At 61.1% G+C, this 17532-nt stretch carries 20 protein-coding genes; 7 read left to right on the top strand and 13 right to left on the bottom strand.

What is annotated here, in order from left to right; genetic code table 11:
* Positions 1-16: 16 nt before the first annotated feature.
* The 4 genes from KSW38_RS06035 (at position 17) to KSW38_RS06020 (ending at position 3154) form a co-directional block, all read left to right on the top strand.
* Entirely contained in the window at positions 17-913 is an 897-nt protein-coding gene (locus tag KSW38_RS06035; protein ID WP_216923680.1) for a LysR family transcriptional regulator, read from the top strand.
* Positions 914-1118: 205 nt separating this feature from the next.
* Positions 1119-1811, top strand: coding sequence for a histidine phosphatase family protein (locus tag KSW38_RS06030; protein ID WP_216923679.1), 693 nt, complete (start codon positions 1119-1121; stop codon positions 1809-1811).
* Positions 1812-1835: 24 nt separating this feature from the next.
* The gene (locus KSW38_RS06025; protein WP_216923678.1) at positions 1836-2387 is read left to right on the top strand and encodes a DUF3090 domain-containing protein; all 552 of its coding nucleotides are present in this window, start codon (positions 1836-1838) and stop codon (positions 2385-2387) included.
* Positions 2387-3154 (top strand): SCO1664 family protein, encoded by a 768-nt coding sequence (locus KSW38_RS06020; RefSeq protein ID WP_216923677.1) that lies wholly within the window; start codon positions 2387-2389, stop codon positions 3152-3154. The genes KSW38_RS06025 and KSW38_RS06020 overlap by 1 nt, the downstream gene beginning before the upstream one ends.
* A gap of 153 nt (positions 3155-3307) precedes the next feature.
* On the opposite strand, the gene KSW38_RS06015 is transcribed toward KSW38_RS06020, so the two are convergent.
* The gene (locus tag KSW38_RS06015) at positions 3308-3826 is read right to left on the bottom strand and encodes a cupin domain-containing protein (protein ID WP_216923676.1); all 519 of its coding nucleotides are present in this window, start codon (positions 3824-3826) and stop codon (positions 3308-3310) included.
* Positions 3827-4018: 192 nt separating this feature from the next.
* Between KSW38_RS06015 and KSW38_RS06010 the strand changes: the two genes are divergently transcribed.
* Positions 4019-4564, top strand: a complete 546-nt coding sequence (locus KSW38_RS06010; RefSeq protein WP_216923675.1) for a MarR family winged helix-turn-helix transcriptional regulator — start codon at positions 4019-4021, stop codon at positions 4562-4564.
* Between the two features lie 86 nt (positions 4565-4650).
* On the opposite strand, the gene KSW38_RS06005 is transcribed toward KSW38_RS06010, so the two are convergent.
* The 12 genes from KSW38_RS06005 to KSW38_RS05950 form a co-directional block, all read right to left on the bottom strand.
* On the bottom strand, positions 4651-5451 hold the full coding sequence (locus KSW38_RS06005; RefSeq protein ID WP_216923674.1) for an aspartate dehydrogenase domain-containing protein: 801 nt from the start codon (positions 5449-5451) through the stop codon (positions 4651-4653).
* Positions 5452-5654: 203 nt separating this feature from the next.
* Complete coding sequence (locus KSW38_RS06000) at positions 5655-6743, bottom strand: Rieske 2Fe-2S domain-containing protein (RefSeq protein WP_216923673.1); 1089 nt, start codon at positions 6741-6743, stop codon at positions 5655-5657.
* Positions 6744-6746: 3 nt separating this feature from the next.
* Entirely contained in the window at positions 6747-6965 is a 219-nt protein-coding gene (locus KSW38_RS05995) for a recombinase-like helix-turn-helix domain-containing protein (protein ID WP_216923672.1), read from the bottom strand.
* The gene (locus KSW38_RS05990) at positions 6958-7581 is read right to left on the bottom strand and encodes an alpha/beta fold hydrolase (RefSeq protein ID WP_216923671.1); all 624 of its coding nucleotides are present in this window, start codon (positions 7579-7581) and stop codon (positions 6958-6960) included. The genes KSW38_RS05995 and KSW38_RS05990 overlap by 8 nt, the downstream gene beginning before the upstream one ends.
* A 15-nt stretch (positions 7582-7596) precedes the next feature.
* Positions 7597-9243 carry a thiamine pyrophosphate-binding protein gene (locus KSW38_RS05985; protein ID WP_254186105.1) on the bottom strand — a complete coding sequence of 549 codons (1647 nt, stop codon included), beginning with the start codon at positions 9241-9243 and terminating at the stop codon, positions 7597-7599.
* Positions 9244-9340: 97 nt separating this feature from the next.
* A complete protein-coding gene (locus tag KSW38_RS05980; protein WP_216923669.1) occupies positions 9341-10129 on the bottom strand; it encodes an SDR family oxidoreductase in 789 nt (262 codons plus the stop codon).
* A gap of 84 nt (positions 10130-10213) precedes the next feature.
* Entirely contained in the window at positions 10214-10957 is a 744-nt protein-coding gene (locus KSW38_RS05975; RefSeq protein ID WP_216923668.1) for an SDR family oxidoreductase, read from the bottom strand.
* On the bottom strand, positions 10954-11769 hold the full coding sequence (locus tag KSW38_RS05970; protein ID WP_216923667.1) for an alpha/beta fold hydrolase: 816 nt from the start codon (positions 11767-11769) through the stop codon (positions 10954-10956). Before KSW38_RS05970 ends, KSW38_RS05975 begins: the two co-directional genes overlap by 4 nt.
* Complete coding sequence (locus KSW38_RS05965; RefSeq protein ID WP_428982371.1) at positions 11753-12697, bottom strand: VOC family protein; 945 nt, start codon at positions 12695-12697, stop codon at positions 11753-11755. Before KSW38_RS05965 ends, KSW38_RS05970 begins: the two co-directional genes overlap by 17 nt.
* Before the next feature lie 77 nt (positions 12698-12774).
* Positions 12775-13809 (bottom strand): PDR/VanB family oxidoreductase, encoded by a 1035-nt coding sequence (locus KSW38_RS05960; RefSeq protein ID WP_216923665.1) that lies wholly within the window; start codon positions 13807-13809, stop codon positions 12775-12777.
* A 3-nt stretch (positions 13810-13812) separates the two neighbouring features.
* Positions 13813-14160 carry a RidA family protein gene (locus tag KSW38_RS05955; RefSeq protein WP_216923664.1) on the bottom strand — a complete coding sequence of 116 codons (348 nt, stop codon included), beginning with the start codon at positions 14158-14160 and terminating at the stop codon, positions 13813-13815.
* Between the two features lie 44 nt (positions 14161-14204).
* Positions 14205-15767: an aldehyde dehydrogenase gene (locus tag KSW38_RS05950; RefSeq protein ID WP_216923663.1), complete on the bottom strand. Its 1563-nt coding sequence runs from the start codon at positions 15765-15767 to the stop codon at positions 14205-14207.
* 404 nt (positions 15768-16171) lie between these two features.
* On the opposite strand from KSW38_RS05950, the gene KSW38_RS05945 reads away from it, so the two are divergent.
* Both KSW38_RS05945 and KSW38_RS05940 read left to right on the top strand, forming a co-directional pair.
* Positions 16172-17035: an MFS transporter gene (locus KSW38_RS05945; protein WP_216923662.1), complete on the top strand. Its 864-nt coding sequence runs from the start codon at positions 16172-16174 to the stop codon at positions 17033-17035.
* Entirely contained in the window at positions 17032-17454 is a 423-nt protein-coding gene (locus KSW38_RS05940; protein ID WP_216923661.1) for an MFS transporter, read from the top strand. The genes KSW38_RS05945 and KSW38_RS05940 overlap by 4 nt, the downstream gene beginning before the upstream one ends.
* Positions 17455-17532: the final 78 nt, after the last annotated feature.

The following is a 17532-nucleotide window of genomic DNA, read 5'->3' as shown; positions in this document are numbered from 1 at the left end:
ATTCTTATGATGAGCCATGGAGCTCCGCCAACTTCGGCGATTCCTTGTACTGGCCGAGGAACTGCACTTCGGTAAAGCCGCCGCCCGCCTCCACATCGCCCAGCCCGCACTGAGCCAAGAGCTCAAAGCCTTGGAAAAAGGCTTGGGAATCCGGCTCGTTGACCGGACCCACAATCACGTTGCCCTCACCGACGCTGGCCGGCGTCTCCAGGAGGAAGCCGTCCACATTATTGAGGCCCACGAGGCCGCAGCGGCAGCAATGGAAGAACTACGCAACCCTCCGCTGGGCACCCTCAAACTGGGCGTGGCTGTGGGCGTCGGCTACCCGCTGCTGGCGGAGCTTCTCAGCGGACTGGGTTCAGGCGAGAATGCACCGGAAGTGGACGTCAAACCTGCGGCAGCAAGAGAAGGGGTCCAGAAGCTTCTTGAGGGCGAGTTCGACGCCGTCTTCATTCACGCCGTGCCAACCCACGACGAACGGCTCGGGGTGCTGACTCTGGACACCGAGCCCATGGGGGTTGCTCTTCCGTCCGGCAGCCCGCTTTCACAACTGGCAGCAATCAGCCCCAGCGATCTGAATGGCCAGGCCCTGATCTGGTTACAACGCGATGGCGACCCGGACGTTCGTGAACGCGTACTGGGCCAACTAATGGACGGCGGAATGATTCCCGGGCCACACCGCTGGTCCCCCAGCATTGCCACGACGATGAGCTTGGTGGCAGCCGGCCTTGGCGTGTCATTCAAAACGCCGCATCAGGTGGTACCAGGTGATCCACCCGGAGTTGTGTGGCGCCCGTTTGCCGGGGTGTCCCTCCCCATGCCGACGGTACTGGTCTGGCTCCCCAACAACGCCTCGCCACTGACAACCCGACTGGTGGCTCACGCCAAGCAGTACGTCGCCAAAAAATCCTAGGGCGGCATCTTCCGCGGGAGGGACTAATGCCGCTCTTCAGAAGTGACGTGCAATCACGCCGGGGTTGTGCTCCAGGAGCCACTTGAAGGCCTCGTCATCACGGAATGTCCTGGGACAAGGCGGTTGCCGCCACGTGCTGGAACTGATCCCCCCGGCATCGCGGCGACGACGGCGGGCTAGCGCGGGAAGTGGTTAGGCTGGGTGGATGGCGACACTACTTCTCGTGCGGCACGGCCGCACCACAGCCAATGCCAGTGGATTGTTGGCCGGTCGGGCCGTCGGCATCGGCTTGGACCAGATAGGGTGCGAGCAAGCGGCTCTGACCGCTGACCGGCTGGCGGCCGTGCCCGTCGTCGGGGTGGTATCGAGCCCTCTTGAGCGTTGCCGGCAAACCGCCCAGTTCATCCTCGATCGCCAAGCCGGCACACCGTGCGCGCCGATTGATCCCGATATCACCGAATGCGATTACGGCCAGTGGCAGGGCCGCAAGCTCAGTGATCTCGCCACCGAGGACTTGTGGCCCCTAGTGCAGTCGCAACCGTCCGCCGTCGTTTTTCCGGGCGGTGAATCCATGGCTGCGATGCAGGCCCGGTCCGTTGCGGCGATCCGGCGTCACGATGCTGCCTTCGAGGCCGAGTTCGGGCCAGGGGCCGTGTGGGCGGCCGTGAGCCACGGTGACGTCATCAAGTCAATCCTTGCTGACGCGCTGGGCATGCACCTTGACCTGTTCCAACGTATTAACGTGAGCCCCGCTTCCGTATCAATCGTCAACTACAGCGCTAGCAGGCCTAGCGTCTATGCGACGAACACCGAAGCGGGTGACCTGTCGTGGCTGTCCAACGGCATCCGTTCGGGCGATGCGCCGGTGGGCGGCGGTGCAGGACAGAAGACGCCTTGAATCTCATGTGCCTAAACTACTGGCATGCCTACACGCGTTCACGAGTTTTCCTGGCCTGATCGGGTTGTCATCGGCACCATTGGCCTCCCAGGAGCGCGCACGTTCTACTTGCAGGTGCGCGCAGGGGCACAGATTGTGAGTATTGCCCTTGAGAAGCAGCAGTCGGCTGTGCTCGCGGAGAAGATCGACGAAATGCTCGACCAACTCATCACCGTCGACGGAAACCCCTTCAGCGTTCCTACAGGTACACCCATTGAACTCGTCGACAATGACCCGCTTGAACCCCCTCTGGAGCAGTTTCGCACCGGCGCCATGACCCTGGATTGGGACCCAACCACTGCCCAGATCGTCGTCGAGGCATACCCCCTCACTGATGACGATACCGAGGACGAGGAACCACTTGATGGGATCGGCACTAAAGGAACCGAGATGATGCTGGTGCGCATGCCGGTGGGCACCGCCCGCGCGTTCGCCAAGCGCACCCGCGAAATCGTGGGGGCCGGGCGGCCGATATGCCCGCGTTGCGGTTACCCGATGGACGCCGACGGGCACGAGTGCACCTTGCCCGAGGTCTAATGCCGGCGCTGGACCTGGTGACCGCCGAGCTGACGCTTTCAGGCCGCATCACGACGGCCTCAAACGCCACATTCCTAGGCAGCATCGGCGACGTTCCGGTGGTCTACAAGCCAATAGCGGGCGAGAGTCCCCTATGGGATTTTCCGGACGGCACCCTCGCCCACCGGGAGGTGGCTGCGTACTTGGTCTCGCAGGTCATCGGTTGGGACGTCGTGCCGCACACTTGGCTGCGTGATGGCCCCCTGGGCGAAGGGATGGTGCAGCTCTGGCAGGAGCAAGAGCCGGCCCAAAGCCCGGTGGACCTTATTGCAGCGGACCACGTGCCCGGGACGGGCTGGAAATACGTTCTCGAAGGACAAGATGAGAACGGGCGGATGGTAGCCCTCGTTCACGAAGACTCGCCGGCGCTGCGACGCATGGCGGTGTTTGACCTGGTGGTCAACAACGCTGACCGCAAAGGAAACCACATACTCGCCATGAAGGACGGACACCGGCACGGTGTGGACCACGGGCTGACCTTTCACAGCGAACATAAGCTGCGCACGGTGCTGTGGGGATGGCTGGGAGAGCCTCTGACCGCGGAGGAACTCGACGGGGTTGATCGTGTCTCCGAAGGCCTGACGAGCGAGCTGGGCCGGAATCTGGCGGACCTGCTCACCGCCGAAGAAATCGCATCGCTCGCTTCGCGCTGCGGCCGGCTGAGGCTCACGGGACGATTCCCGGCCCCGAGCGGCGGGATGCCTGCGGTCCCCTGGCCGCTGTTCTAAGGGACCTGCGGATGCCGGCTTCAAGACTTTCGGCTACCGGCTTCGCGGGCTGAGTCCTCCAAGCTCGGGATCTGCGAATGCCGGGCAGCTGTAAAACAAGAAGCGCGCGTATCAACTCCCCAGCTGACACGCGCGCTTCTCGGCAGAACGGTTCTAGCGGGTTACTCCGTGCATTTCGGAAGTCGGCGGGTAAAAAGGGATCTCCGGCTTTTTTGCCCCGATGATTACGCAGATCAGCGCATCTTCTTCGCTGACCGTGCGAAGGCTCCGGGGAACGCCGGCAGGAACACGAATGAGATCCCGGTAGCCCAGAACACGGCTGGCCTTCTTCGTGCCGTCCTGGACATCGTGAACGCTGAACTCCACCTGTCCCTCGAGAACAAAGAACACTTCTTCGACGTCGGGGTGAGTATGTTCCGGCCCAACGCACCCGGCCGGAAGAACCATGTTGGAGAACGTGAAGTGTTCGGCCTGGAGGATGTTGTTATCGTCCGAGTGGTCCCCGGTAGCTCCGGAGCCGATGTAGCGGACCTGGCCACGCCGGAATTTGTCTCCCATTTTGGTCTGGAACTTCAGAGTGTCAAAGTCAACGATCCTGCTCTCACGGGCCGCGATAGACGAATCGATGAGCTCTTCAAGATCTGTCGTGGGTGCACTTACGGTTTCGCTCATTGTTAAACCTCTCGGACGGGGCAATGTACCAACTGATAGCAAAGGCGAGTTGAATTCCCTTAGCTCTAAACATCTCAATACTAAGGGAAGCTAAATCAAGTAACAAGACCCTGAGTGAAACGAGACTCAGTTAATTGATTGACCAAAAGCTCAGTGTTAAGATGCACTAACTAACAGCTAAGGACGAGGGCCATGTCAGACACCACGAACGATGCCGACGCCATAGATCGCATAGTTGCGGACTGGGAGCGCGAACGGCCCGACTTGGATCCGAGTTCAATTGGCGTCCTCGGGCGGCTCATGAGGCTGGCGAATCAGGTCCGCGCTGTTGAAAGTTCCTACTTTGATGAGAATGGGCTGACATTGGCGTCTTTTGATGTCTTGGCCAACTTGCGCCGCTCCGGGCCACCTCACAGGAAAACTGCCGGAGAACTGGCGACCTCCTCCATGCTGACGACCGGTGGGATCACTTTCCGATTGGACAGGATGGAAGAGCAGAACCTGATTGAGAGGGTTAGGACCCGCGAAGACCGGCGTGTTGTCTACGCCCAACTGACAGCTCATGGCAAGGCCGTAATCGACGAGGCATTCGGAAAGCATCTGGACAACCAACGTCAGATGTTGAACGGTCTAACGGAATCCGAACTCGACCAACTGGCAGCGCTGCTCAAGAAGGCAGAGGCATCAGTTGTCGCATTTGATGCGAAGGCAACGGACGCAGCCGGCCAGGCCTCCTGAGGCATTCCGCCTCCGGTGCATCATGTCTTGGCTGGTCCTTCAGTCATTGACGGCGCCGGCTGGTTCGTTAGCGGTGACTAGTGCCCTCATATCAGTCCACCTTGGGCGCCGATGACGGACTCCAATGATCGCAGAACAGCGAACGGCACTACACCGCTTGTCCTGGGATTGTCCTCGGATGGCTTGTTGCGGATTTCAAATCGATATTCGCCAAGGGTTCCGGAAGCTTCAATAACGTGGCTGGTAAGTTTCGCTGCGGGGTCTGCCCTGACCCTGACTGTCACAACGTCCCAGTCGTTGACAGCGATGGCAACGGCTGCGCCGGCGTTCATAGACTTGGGGAACAACTGGGCGGCTTCAGCAGCAGGTCCTTCATAGATGTCCAGTGGTCCGCGGGCACTGTGGATCTCCTCAATCAAAGCCTCATTCATCCAAGGCTGGATAAGGGACTCTGGCAACTTCGTCGTCGTAATCGTGACTCTGTCATAGCCCTCCACGCGGGCACCCGAGGACAAGAGGTCAAGGCCGCCAACTGCGCCAGCTGTCAGGAACAGCCGGCCCGGCCCTGCGGCGGCGAGCTGCTTAGAGAATTCTCCATCTGCCAGGGCACCAATGGACGTGACCAGCAGATCAACGCCCGCCAGGAGGATAGCCTCGCCATACTCAACCAGCGCTTCCTGCCCTGCACATTCAACCAGTAAGTCGCAGCGTTCCAAGGCTTCGGTCAAGTCCATCCGCTTCGCCGGAGCACCACTTAGGGGGCTGCGGGAAATGATCCCCTCCAGAGCAGCTCCCGGTACCCGTCCAGCTGCAATTTCAGCAACAACGGGCACTCCAATTGCGCCGTAGCCGATTACTCCGACCCGGCAGGTGCGTGATGACTTCATTGTGTCCTTAGAGTCTTGAGAATAGGTAGGTGGTTTCATTCGTCAGGCTGCACCCCGGTCCGCCATCCAGCTCGACGGCGACGCTAGTCAACCGCCGAGCCGAAGGCGAAGCTTGAATATTTGTCACACGCCCTTTGCGACGACCGTGCAACGGTCTGGCGGGCTTCCGGCAGGAAGCCCGCCAGCAACACGGAGCCATCCAGTTACAGGCTTTCCCCTCTTAGGATTGCTGCCTGTTTTTCCGCATCGGCCTCGTAGACGCGCCGAATTCGAGCGACACCTAGATCGTGCTGGTAGAGGTGTTCATCATTGTCAGCGTCGCCGGCGAGGGCTTCGAGCACTTCGCGGTCCTGTTCCAGAACAACCCAGTGTTTTTCTTCAAGGACCGTCTTGTACATGAACCGCCAGACATCGCGCTCCCAGTCGGAGACGGTGCGGGTGCGCCAGTGGAAAATAGCCGAGTTATTTGCGTCAATCGGCGTAGACATCCCGACGATGCCGAATGTCCCGCCAGGTCCTGCAGACTGGGCATAGGGTATTTCCAGGTCAACGTAATCCATCGCTTCGCGGCAGTATTCCACCCAGTCGAAGTTCACGCCTCGTTGGTCCGTCTTCTCAAAGAAAAAGCCACGCTCAGTTTCGCGGATGCGGAAGCGGGCGCTGGTGTCTCCACCAAACATTGAGTGCGAGTCGCGATGGAGGAAAGCGCCATGCATCGGATCAAGGACGTTGTCCATGTAGAAGCGCCAGGGCCCCTTCCATTCCGCGAAGTTGGAGAACCAGGAAACTTCGGGATTGGCCAGTCGGTCCGGCAGCTTGAACTCCGTTATCTGGGAGTCTGCCGTCAGGGGCATGAACGCGAAGATCGTATCGGCCGCTTCCGCGACTGCCAGGGACGTGGTTACCGTTCGACCTTCGAGGGCACATCCGGGCATTCCGGGTACAGATATGACGGTCCCGTTTCCGTCGACTTGCACTCCGTGATACTTGCAGGCCACGCGGTCTCCGAGGTGCTGCCCGACTGAGAGCGGGGCGCTGCGGTGGGGGCAGCGGTCCTCGAGCATGCGAATGCGGCCGGTGGCGTCGCGGAACAGTAGCCAGTCCACGCCGAGGCGCTTTACCTTGACCATGTCCCCCGGCTTGACGAAGCGGGAGGGATATATGGGGTACCAACGGTCCCGCAGGCCCATGGCCGCTAATTCCTTAGCATCGACTTCGTGGCGGACCCCGACGACGCTTTTCGTGGTGCTCTTGCCGCCGGTGGAGCGTGCGGTCTGTGTTGTTGTTGTCATTGCCTATTCTCCCAGTCGTCGCATTTCGGCGCGGAAACGGGCTATGTCCCACGCATTGCCATCCGGAGCATTCAGACCGAGGCCATTCAAACCCGCAACTACTCCAGGTAGATCATGTGTGCCGCCGGCGAAGATCTCACTGAGCGCCCCTGCGAGCTTCTTCTCATACGGGGTTGCAGGCCCTGTACGGGCCTGATTCGGTTCCAGGTACTGCTCAGGCATGGAATTCCTCCTTGGAATCGGCGAAGGTGTGAAGGCCTTCGGCGATGTTCATAAATGATGTTGCCCACTCGTTGAAAGAATCGGCCTTTGTCCGGTGTGCGGGGACGGCGGTATCTTCGATGATCACGAAAACGCCATTGTCGATGCCGCCTGCGATGCTTTGCGGCCCGGCGATGTCAGTGTCAGCCCGCGGAGCAGCCGCAATAACCAGCGAAGGTGCCTGAACGAGCTGCAGCGCAGGGGCATATCCCTCAATGGACGTGTCAACCTCGGGGTCACCTAGAATGAGGCTCTTAACCAGACAGGGATAGCGGCCGGCAAGAACAATCGTGCCGTAGGCCGCAGAGCCGGAAGCCACCAGGTGCACCGGGGTGGCCCCGCCGTCCCGCAGCTCTGCTGCCGCAGCTGAGACCCACTCGTTAAGCTGGCCTTCTGAAATGGTGGCGCCGGGCAATTGAACATCACCGTCTTCCCACGTGTGGGCATCGTAGGCAGCAACCTGCCGCGCGTACCACGCACCGGCTCCGGCGCCCTTGTGGAGACAGACGACGCGGTGCCGTAGTCGTTCTGTGGAAGTTTGGGGATAGTCCAAGATCAGTGGTTCATTCGGTGCCATTATTCCTCCTAGTCCCTAGTGGTTCCTGCTTGGGATATGTACCGGCGGAACAAACGCTCCCGGCGCCGGCTGCAGTGCCGCGACGTCAATCTCGATGATCGCCGGTCCCCGGACCGCCAACGCTTCTACCAGGGCTTGGTCGAACCGCCCCGGGCCAGCAACCCGCCAGAAGGGCAGCTGCAGCGATCCGGCCAACATTTCAAAGTCCGGTGTGTAGAGGTTCACGCCGGCTTCGGCGAATCCGTTGGCCTTCTGCATGTTCCGTAGCACCCCGTAGCCGTTGTCATTGAAGACCAGGACTACACACCAGGCACCCGAACCGCCGAGGGAGGCGAGCTCACCGAGATGGACAGCCAGTCCGCCATCACCGACGATCACCGCCGTCGGGATCCCGGGCCGGGCGCAGGCGGCGCCGATACCCATGGCAAGTCCCTGACCGATGCCGCCGCCAAGCGGGAAGATGTTTGTTTCCCGCGAGTAGATTTCCAGAAGCCGATTGCCCCATTGGCTTGAAGGAATCGTCACATCGCGGGCGATCACCGATTCACGGTCCAGCCTGCGGCGAAGACTTTCGCAGATCTCGGCGTATCCACCGATGTAGTCAGTCAGCGCATCACGGACGCTGCGGCGGGTAGCGCGGACGCGTTCGGTCCAGCCTGGCTCGACGCTGGAGGTGGTGAGTTGCCCCAGAATCTCCTCGAGCAGGACACGGGAATCCCCCCCCAACCCTACGTCCGCAGGATAGACGCGGCCCAACGCTGCAGGATCAATATCAAGTTGGATGTGGGGCCGGGGCAGGGTCATGGAGTAGTGCTTTGTTTCGTTGGAGCGGAAATGTGTTCCGACACTAAGCAGCAGGTCCGAGTCCGCAATGAGTGCGGCAGCCTCAGGGGTGGTGGCGAAGTTTCCGAGCACGTGGTCATCGTCCTCGGGCACCACGCCTCTGCCGGAGTTGCTGGTCAACAGCCCGGCGCCCAGACGGTGAACCAGCTCCGTCAGGGGTGACCCTGCACCGGCTGCACCGCCACCTGCCCAGATGAGGGGCCTTTTGGCCTGGGAAAGCAGCTTGACCGCTTCGGTCACAGCATCCTCATCGATGGAAGCACTAGGCTGGCTAGCCATGTCTGCGGGACGCTGATCGTCTGGGAGGGCCAGGTACTGCAGGTCTATTGGCCATTCGAGGCTGGCCGGCGTGTGCGGGACGGAAAGCAGGTGGGCAATGGCTTCCTCAAGATCCGCTTCGGCATCCTTGGCGTTGAAGATGGTCCGCGCGTAGCCGGAAACTGCATGAAGCATCTGCAGTTGCCTCGGGACTTCATGGATCACGCCGCGATTGCTGCCGAGGTATTCACTGTCAATCTGGCCGGTGATGTGCAAAACCCGGCTACCGGCGGTAAGGGCCTCCACCATTGATCCGGCCGCATTGCCGGCGCCGGTTCCGGTGCTGGTCAAAGCCACCCCAAACCTGCCTGAAGCACGCGCGTAGGCGTCCGCAGCGTTTACTGCGGCGGCCTCATGGCGGACTGCGACAAAGTTTAGTTCCCGGTCCACGGCTTCGATAAGGGGAAGGTTGTGGATGCTGATCACCCCGAACGCGGTGTCAATGCCGTGCCTGCGCATAACCCGGACGAGGATGTCACCACCGGTGGGATTCTGGGGCATATTTGTTCCTGCTTCCATTGACATGTCTTGCCTCTGACGTAGATCAGGGTCGGGACCGCCGGGCCAGCAGGGCGCCCCCGCATTAGAAGCAGTCGGATTAGACATAGCGGCCCACTCCGCCGCCAACATCGATGGTGGCTCCCGTTGTATAGCCGCTGAGCGGGGATAAAAGGGTGAGGATGTGGAAAGCGACCTCGTCGGCTGTGCCGAAGCGACCCAGTTTTATCCCCCGGTCTTTGGTGATCGTGGCGCTCCAGTCCGCGAAGTCCAGGTCGGTTCCCGATTGCTCGAACCGCCGGCGCCACTGGCCGGTGTCTATGAGTCCAAGCAACACCGAGTTGACACGGATACCATCCCCGGCGAGATCCTCGGACAAAGAGTGGCTAAGGTTCAACAACGCCGCACGCGCGGAGGAAGTGGCTGCCAGGCGCAACTCAGGCTGTCGGGACAGGATGGCATTGACGTTCACCACCGAGCCGTGTTCGGACGCCGCAAGTGCTGCACGCGCCGACCGAACGATGTTCAACACCCCGAAGATCTTCAGGTCGAATTCCTCACGGAACTGATCATCCGTCGTCTCATCCAAGGTGGCCATGAGGGACCGGCCGGCGTTGCAGACCAGCCCATCAACCGTGCCAAAGTTCTCCAGCGTCCCTGCCACGAACGCATCGGTGGCTTTGCGGTCCGTCACATCACAGGAGGCAAGGTAGATGGAATTCTTGTCGGCCCAGCCGAACTCTTCGAAAGCCGCCGCCAGGCGTCCGGCGTCACGGGCGCACGCGGCTACCCTCGCGCCCTCCGCGAGCAGGTAGCGGGCGGCCGCCAAGCCGACGCCGGAACTCGCCCCCGTCACAACAACGGTGCGGTCCTTCAGCTGCAGGTCCATCTGTAGATCTCCTTGGTTGGTAGCCGGCCGCCCGGCATCGTGGGTAATTCTCGGGAAAGGGAAGTTCAAGCCTGCGAAGTCATCTCAGTGCCCCATGACGAAGCCGCCGTCCACCACGATGTTCTGACCTGTGATAAACGCCGAGGCGTCCGAGAGCAGGAACTGAACAACGCCGGATACGTCCTCGGGCACCTGGTCCCGCTCAAGCACCCTGTTCTGCTCATAAAGCTGGTAGCGCGAGGACGGAACGGATTCAGTTGCCTCAACCCTGGTCAGGCCCGGAGAGACTGCATTCACGCGGACCCCGGCTACCCCCGCATCCCGGGCCATGGTCCGGGTCATCGCAAGAACAGCGCCTTTGGAGCCGACGTAGTGGACCAGGCGCGGAGAACCGTAGAGTGCAGCATCCGACGCGACGTTCACGATGGCGCCCGATCCCTTTTGTGCCAACTGGGGATAGAGGTACTTGCTCACCAGCCACGTACCGAAGGCATTGACTGTCATGACCCTGCGGAAGAAATCCTCATCAAGGTCCCAGAACGTATCCCCACCGACCCCGTCAGCAAGGGCGGCATTGTTGACCAGGCCATCTGCCCCGCCCATTTCCCCGACGGCCGTGGCCAAGTTTGTAACAGACTCCCTGTCCGCGATGTCGGTAATGATGGCCGTGGCATCAAATCCGCGCCCCTGCAGCGTGGTGACGGCCTTCTCGGCGAGTTCGGCGTCCTTCTCGGCGATGACCACCCGATCACCCGCTGCCGCCAGACGCTCTGCGATGTTGAACCCCAATCCGCGGCCGGAGCCAGTGACAACTATCAACCGGGTCATGAAAGCCCCTTCCAGAACTCGACAATCGACGACGCTATGGCTGCTGGTTTTTCCTGTACGGCGGCATGACCTGCACCGGGAATGATTTCGAACGACGCGTTCGTGATGGACTCAGCGAGAATCCTGGCCTCATCGACGCCCGTGACCACATCGTCTTCACCAACCAGGACGAATGACGGGACCTGCAAGGACGGCAGCAGATCTGTGGTGTCGCTGGCTGCCATCATGGCTGCCGCTGCCGAATATCCGGCCAATCGAACCGCGGCCATCCCGGACCTGACGGCTGCAGCCTGTGAAGCATCAGCCGACGGCGAAACCAACCGTGGAGCCCGCCTGTCAGCAAATGCTGCCGGCCCAAGATCAACCAGTTCCGCGACGCGTGCCAGCATCCGTTCGGCCGCATCCGCGCTGACAGCTGAGCCGCGGGTACTATCCGCGAGAACCAAAGAGCGGACGGCTTCAGGTGCCTGCGCCGCCGCTTGGGTGGCAATGACGCCGCCCCATGAGGTCCCGATCAGGTGGGCGGGTCCCAAACCGAGAGTCGCCAGAATCTGCAGGACGAGGCCTGGATGGTCCACCGGACCATGTGGATCTGCGGATTCGCCGTAGCCCGGTGCATCCCAGCAAAACGTGCGGTAGCCAGACTTGCTGAGAAGGTGCGCCAAGGCTCCACAGGATGAGGCATTTCCCCCAATTCCGTGCATCAGGAAGACGGGATCCCCGTTGCCGCGGACTTCCAGCGATACTCCGCGGAGGGAGATGCGGCTGCCCGGGTTACTGGTGTCAGAAGCTATGTCAGTGGTTGGCAGCATGATTCGCGACATTTGCCGAGGGAACGGTGAAGTAATCGGAGCTGCCGGGAACCACCAGCGAGCGGTAGCCTTCATCGGGGATTCCAGCCATGGCCGTACGAACATTGACAGTTGGCGGCCCCGCAGTCCCCCACTGGTCAGACAACTCAGGGGTCCGCTTCCATGTCCGGCACAGCCAACTGTCTTCATCAACCTGTGCCACTTCCGAGGTGTACTCGCAAACAAGGCCCGAGGGGTCGGTGAAGTAGGAGAAGGTGTTGTCGCCGGGGCCGTGGCGGCCGGGGCCCCACTGCGGGGCAATCCCGTGGGTCTTGAGGGACCCAATGCCCCGCATGAAATGGTCGATGCTCTGCATTTCGTAGGCCACGTGGTTGACAGCCGTCCACGGGGCCTGATTGAAGGCGATGACGTGGTGCTCTGTATTGCAGCGCAGGAAGGACATCTGATGCTCCGACCAGTCCGAGACCCGCATGCCGAGGACTTGGGTGTAGAACGCTGTAGCCCGGTCAATGTCAACGGTGTTCAGTACGACGTGGGCAATCTTGCGCGGAATTGCCCGCCGCCCGCCGGGTTCTTGGATGACGACGGCATGAACGTCCGCGGAGAGCTCGATGAGCCTGCCCTCCGGGTCCACCAGCTGTAGCCCGTATCCCCCTGCAGCATCATCCAATGGGCCCGGTTCACGGAAGAGGGGAATACCTAAAGCGGCCAGCTTAACCGCGGCTTGGTCCACTTCCTGGGGCGTGGCGAGGGCGAAGGCCACGCCGCCGAGGGCGTTCTGCTGGCCCTTTTCCAACTTCAGGATGTGGTGCTCCGAGCCAGTTCCGCGGAGCCAGAAACGATCGCTGTCCTCCTCGACGGTGGAAAGGCCCCAGACCTCGTGGTAGAAATCTTTGGCTCGCGCCGTTTCGGGTACTTTCAAGGACACCGACCGAAGAGATCGCAACTTACAGACAGGCTCGGCTGCAAAGAAATTCATGAGCTACCTTCTTACATTTCGAGGATTTAGAGATCTAAGATCAGTTCGGCCGAACGGCAACGCGAAACGCACACGAACATGCTTTTGTTCGCCGCCTGCTCAGCCTTGCTGAGGAGAAAATCACGGTGCTCCACGTCGCCGCTGATGACGCGTGTTTCGCAGGTGCCGCAGATTCCTTCCGCGCAGGAACTGGGAACATCGATGCCGGCGTTATTGAGGGCAGCAAGCACAGACACATCTGGGGCCACGGGTATCCGTTGGCCGGTGCTGTGGCACACCACGTCAAACGCCGACTCGCTCTGCGCCGGGACGGCAACTTTTTCTGGTGCCTTGAACCGCTCGATTCGAAGCTGCGTTTCGTCCTTCATGGCGCCGGCAACAGCCTTCAGCAGCGGTTCCGGTCCACACGCATAGACCAGCACATCCGGGCTCAGCTCTCCTACAGCGGCCGCCAAGTCAGGGTAGCGGCCGTTGGCTTCGTCGTCGGCGTGGATGGTAATCCGGTCCGGGGCCAGAGCCACGATCTCGGGAAGAAAGGCCATCGTGGCGCGGGACCGGCCGGTGTAGAGCAGCGACCAGTCTGCGCCTGCTGCGTGGAGTTGGCGCGCCATGGAGATGATCGGGGTGATGCCGATCCCACCCGCGACGAGCACGTAGCGTCCGGCGTCTTCGAGCGCGAAGTTGTTACGCGGGCCTTCAACCTTGAGTAGTGCTCCCACCGGTAGACCCTCATGGACGTGTTGGCTGCCTCCGCGTGAATCTGGGGTCCGGAGCACAGCTACCGTCCAGCTGTTCGAGTCCAGTGGATCCGAGCAAAGCGAGTACTCGCGTATGAGCCCATTGGGCAGGTGAAGACTCAGGTGGGAACCAGGTTGCCATTGGGGCAGCTGCGCTCCGGTCGGGTCAGCGAAGGTCACGCTGGTTACCCCGTCCGATTCCCACGTCTTTTGCTGGACCCTTAGGGTTCGTGCGGTGGGCTCCCCCGCCGTTGCCCGGTCAGTAATCGGATTCTGCTGGGGTGATTCTTCCGGTCCCCGTGTGTGCAAAGTGACGGTAGTCATGGTTCACTCCTGGCCTCGGTGGGCGATGGCTTCGATTTCCACCGTGGCACCGTACGGCAGAGCAGAAACCTCCACGAAGGTCCTTGCCGGCCGGGGCACGCTGAAGAACTGCTCATAGTGACTGTTCGCTTCTTCGCGCAAGGTCAGGTCCGTGACGAAGTACGTGGTCTTGACGATGTCCTGCATAGACATGCCGATGGTCGCCAACCGTTCGGCGAGCCTGGTTGCGGCGGCCTCGATGGCCTCGGCTCGGCCACTTACGGGAATATAGTTCTCGTCAACAGACAACGCCCCGGATACAAAGCCGAAGCCTCCGGCCTGATATGCCGGACTATAGGGATGAGCGGTCACTGACTTGCCTTTCATCGGAGTTTGTTTGGAATATGCCGGGGATTTCATGCGCTGGCCCATGGCAACGGGGCACCGGAAAGATCCACATAGATACTCTTTTGGCGCATGTAGGACCGGATACCGTCACGACCCTTTTCTGTGCCGAGTCCGCTTTCCTTGATCCCGCTAAAAGGGGTGGCAATGCTGAACTGTTTGTACGTGTTGATCCAGACAGTTCCGGCAGCAACGGCACGCGCAACGCGCCAAGCCCGCCGGTAGTCCGCCGTCCAGATGCCGCAAGCCAGGCCAAAAACGCTGTCGTTGGCTTGCGCAAGCAGATCGGCTTCGTCCTCAAAGGGAAGAACGACGGCCACCGGACCGAAGATCTCCTCCTGGCAGATCAGGTCTGAGTTGGCGACACCGGCAATGATGGTGGGTAGGTAGTACGCGCCCTGCTGCAGTTCCGGCTCTAGCGGCCGTGCTCCGCCACACAGGATGTCTGCACCGGCCCTGCGTGCGTCGTCAACCATCTTTTCGACGGAGTCTCTATGGGCGTGGGCAACAAGCGGTGCAACCTGAGTTCCGGCGTCGGTTCCCGGACCCAACCGCAGCGCTTTTGCCCCTTCGACCAGGCGTGCCAGGACTGCGTCATAGATGTCGCGCTGGATAAATACCCGGGATCCGGCGATGCAGCTCTGGCCGCTGGAGGAAAAGATCCCGTACAGCACACCGGCAACGGCTTGATCGAGGTCCGCGTCCGAAAAAACGATGGTTGGAGATTTTCCTCCAAGTTCCAGCGTGATCGGCATGATTTTATCGGCCGCGATGCGACCCAACTGCCGGCCCGTCGAGGTGCCACCGGTGAAGGAGACCTTGCCCACATCCCTGTGGCGTGCCAGCGCATCCCCCACAGTCCGTCCCGGGCCCGGGAGCACCGATAGCAGACCCGCAGGCAATCCTGCCTCGTCACAGATCCTCGCCAGCAGCAGCGACACCCACGGAGCCCAGACCGGCGGCTTGATCACGACGGCGTTCCCGGCGGCAAGCGCCGGGGCGACCTTTTGCGCGTCGCTGGCAATCGGTGAATTCCATGGCGTAATCGCAGCCACCACGCCGATACGTTCGTAGGTGGAGATGCTCAGATAGTCACCCCGCGGCGGGGTTAGCGTGTCCTCCATCGTTTCAAGGGCTGACGCGGTGAATCGGAAGGTGGCAGCAGCGCTCATCGCCAAAGCACGTGTTTCCTTCAGGGTCTTACCGGTGTCCTGGGTCTGAAGAGTCGCGATGCGGTCGGCATTGGCTTCGATTGTGCCGCCTATCCTATACAGAACAGCCGCGCGTTCATGCGGTAGCTTACGTGCCCAGCCAGACTCTTCTATGGCCGCCAGGCCGGCGGCGACCGCCACGTCTACATCCTCAACGGTGGCACCATGCAGTGTCGCGAAGACCTCAGAGGTTGCCGGATTGACTGACTCGATCAGCGCACCAGCGCCTTGGGCCCAGACCCCACCGACATAGATCTCATCGAGGGTGTCCACGCCCGCGGCAAAGGCGTGGGAGGAGAGGAAGCCCTCGGAATCCGCCCCGACGGGCAGCAGCAAATTGTCCGCATTGGCCTGTGTTGTCATGCTCGCGGTCCACCAATCTTTATAGTCACTCAGGTTGCCGTCGGCGTAACGAGCGGCTTGTCCCGAGGTCGTGGGAGCGACCCGGAATGTGAACTAGGTCATGCCAAAATAGTAACAGTACTAAGATACTTTGTGTCAAGGGACTCAGGGCTTGACCTTTAAGTGCTAAGGAGATAGAACTAACGCTGTGCCATGATCTTCACCACATTCAGGCACTCGGTCACCGCACGAAAGCGCGGCCAATGGCGAGCCAGCCCACGACCTGCGTCAAAGAAGAAGCAGCATGAACCTCGCCTACGACGCGTACGCCTCGTCCGAGGTCTGGGCTGGCAAGCCGCATATGACGGGTGGCGTGCCCCCGTATCAGGACTGAATTCGAAGCCCTCACAACCTAAGGATGTTCGATGGAGACGATGAGTGAACCCAAGAAGCAGGAAGAGACCAGAACGCATTGGTGGGTACTCTGTCTCGCATGTGCCGCTGTAGTGCTCGACGGCTACGACACGGTCGCGTTGGGCGTATCAATACCGGCGATAGCCAAGGATTGGGCTGTTGCACCCTCGAGCTTCACCCCTGCCTTATCACTAACCAGCGCTGGAGTGGCCTTGGGGTATCTCGCGGTCGGGCGCCTTGTGGCCCGGCTGGGAACGCGAAACGTCATTTTCGCAGCGGTCGTGGTGTTCACCGTCGGTTCGCTGTTGACAGCATGGTCGACTTCGATTGTTGAACTGACGATCCTGCGTTTCGTGACCGGCCTGGGACTGGGTGCCGTGCTGCCAGCCGCCGTGTCGCATGCAACCGCTGTCAATCCTGTTCGTTTGCGTCAGTCGATTGCAGTGGCCGTGATGACGGGCATCTCGCTCGGAGCCCTTATCGCAGGGTTGGCCGGTAGCAGTATCGTGGGCTCCCTCGGATGGGAATGGGTGTTCATTATCGGCGCTATCGCGTCAGCTGTTCTTCTGCCGTTCCTTTGGTTCGGGCTGTCCAACCGCCAAGTCCCGGGAATGCCCATCGACGCTGCTGAGGCCAAGCACCACGCTTCCGTAGCGCGCCTTTTCGATGCGTCCGTACGAAGCAGAACGCTTCTCTTTGGGCCTTTTCGTTCCTTATCTTTGCCGTCTACTACGTGTTCTCATCATGGTTGCCAACCCTGCTCACCAGCTACGCCTTCAGCACGGGCCTGGCACCGCTGGGGTCCGCGGCACTGGGGATTGGAAGCATCATCGGTGCCTGTCTTCTCATTCTCGGATCGCGTCGATACCGGATGACGTCAGTCCTGGCCGGAACCTCGGCAGCGGCGATCGTGTTCCTTGTTATCTCTGCATTCCTGGGCCCGGACAAAGCACTGCTGCTGCTGGTCTTCGGCGGCGTTGGCCTCGGCCTTCAGGCGGGCATGATCGGCCAAGCCGCGGTGGCAGTGTCGCTGTACCCGGAAGCAACAGTGACTGCCGGCGTCGGCTGGGCGGCTTCACTGGGCCGACTCGGATCGGTGATCGGACCTATCTTCGGCGGCGTCCTCATCGGACTCGGCGTGGATACGAGCATCATCGTTCTCTCTGTGTGCGTGCCCGTGATCATCGCCTTGGTGTTGGTGCTGGCTCTAGGGCGGATTACAGCTGCAAAATCCCGGACGCAAATGTCAGCACCTTCGACAAAAATGTCTCTCCCCACGCCGCCTCGGACCTAGCGCTAGCTGCCCGGCCACTGCCCCTCTCACCGAGCCAAGGGCAGTGGCCGGCGTCGTCGGAAGGGCTCGCCGACCTTG

It is taken from the genome of Paenarthrobacter aromaticivorans (genome assembly GCF_019038615.1).
GTDB lineage: Bacteria > Actinomycetota > Actinomycetes > Actinomycetales > Micrococcaceae > Arthrobacter > Arthrobacter aromaticivorans.
The sequence above is the reverse complement of the archived record's forward strand: the minus strand, read 5'-3'. Positions and strand labels throughout refer to the sequence as shown.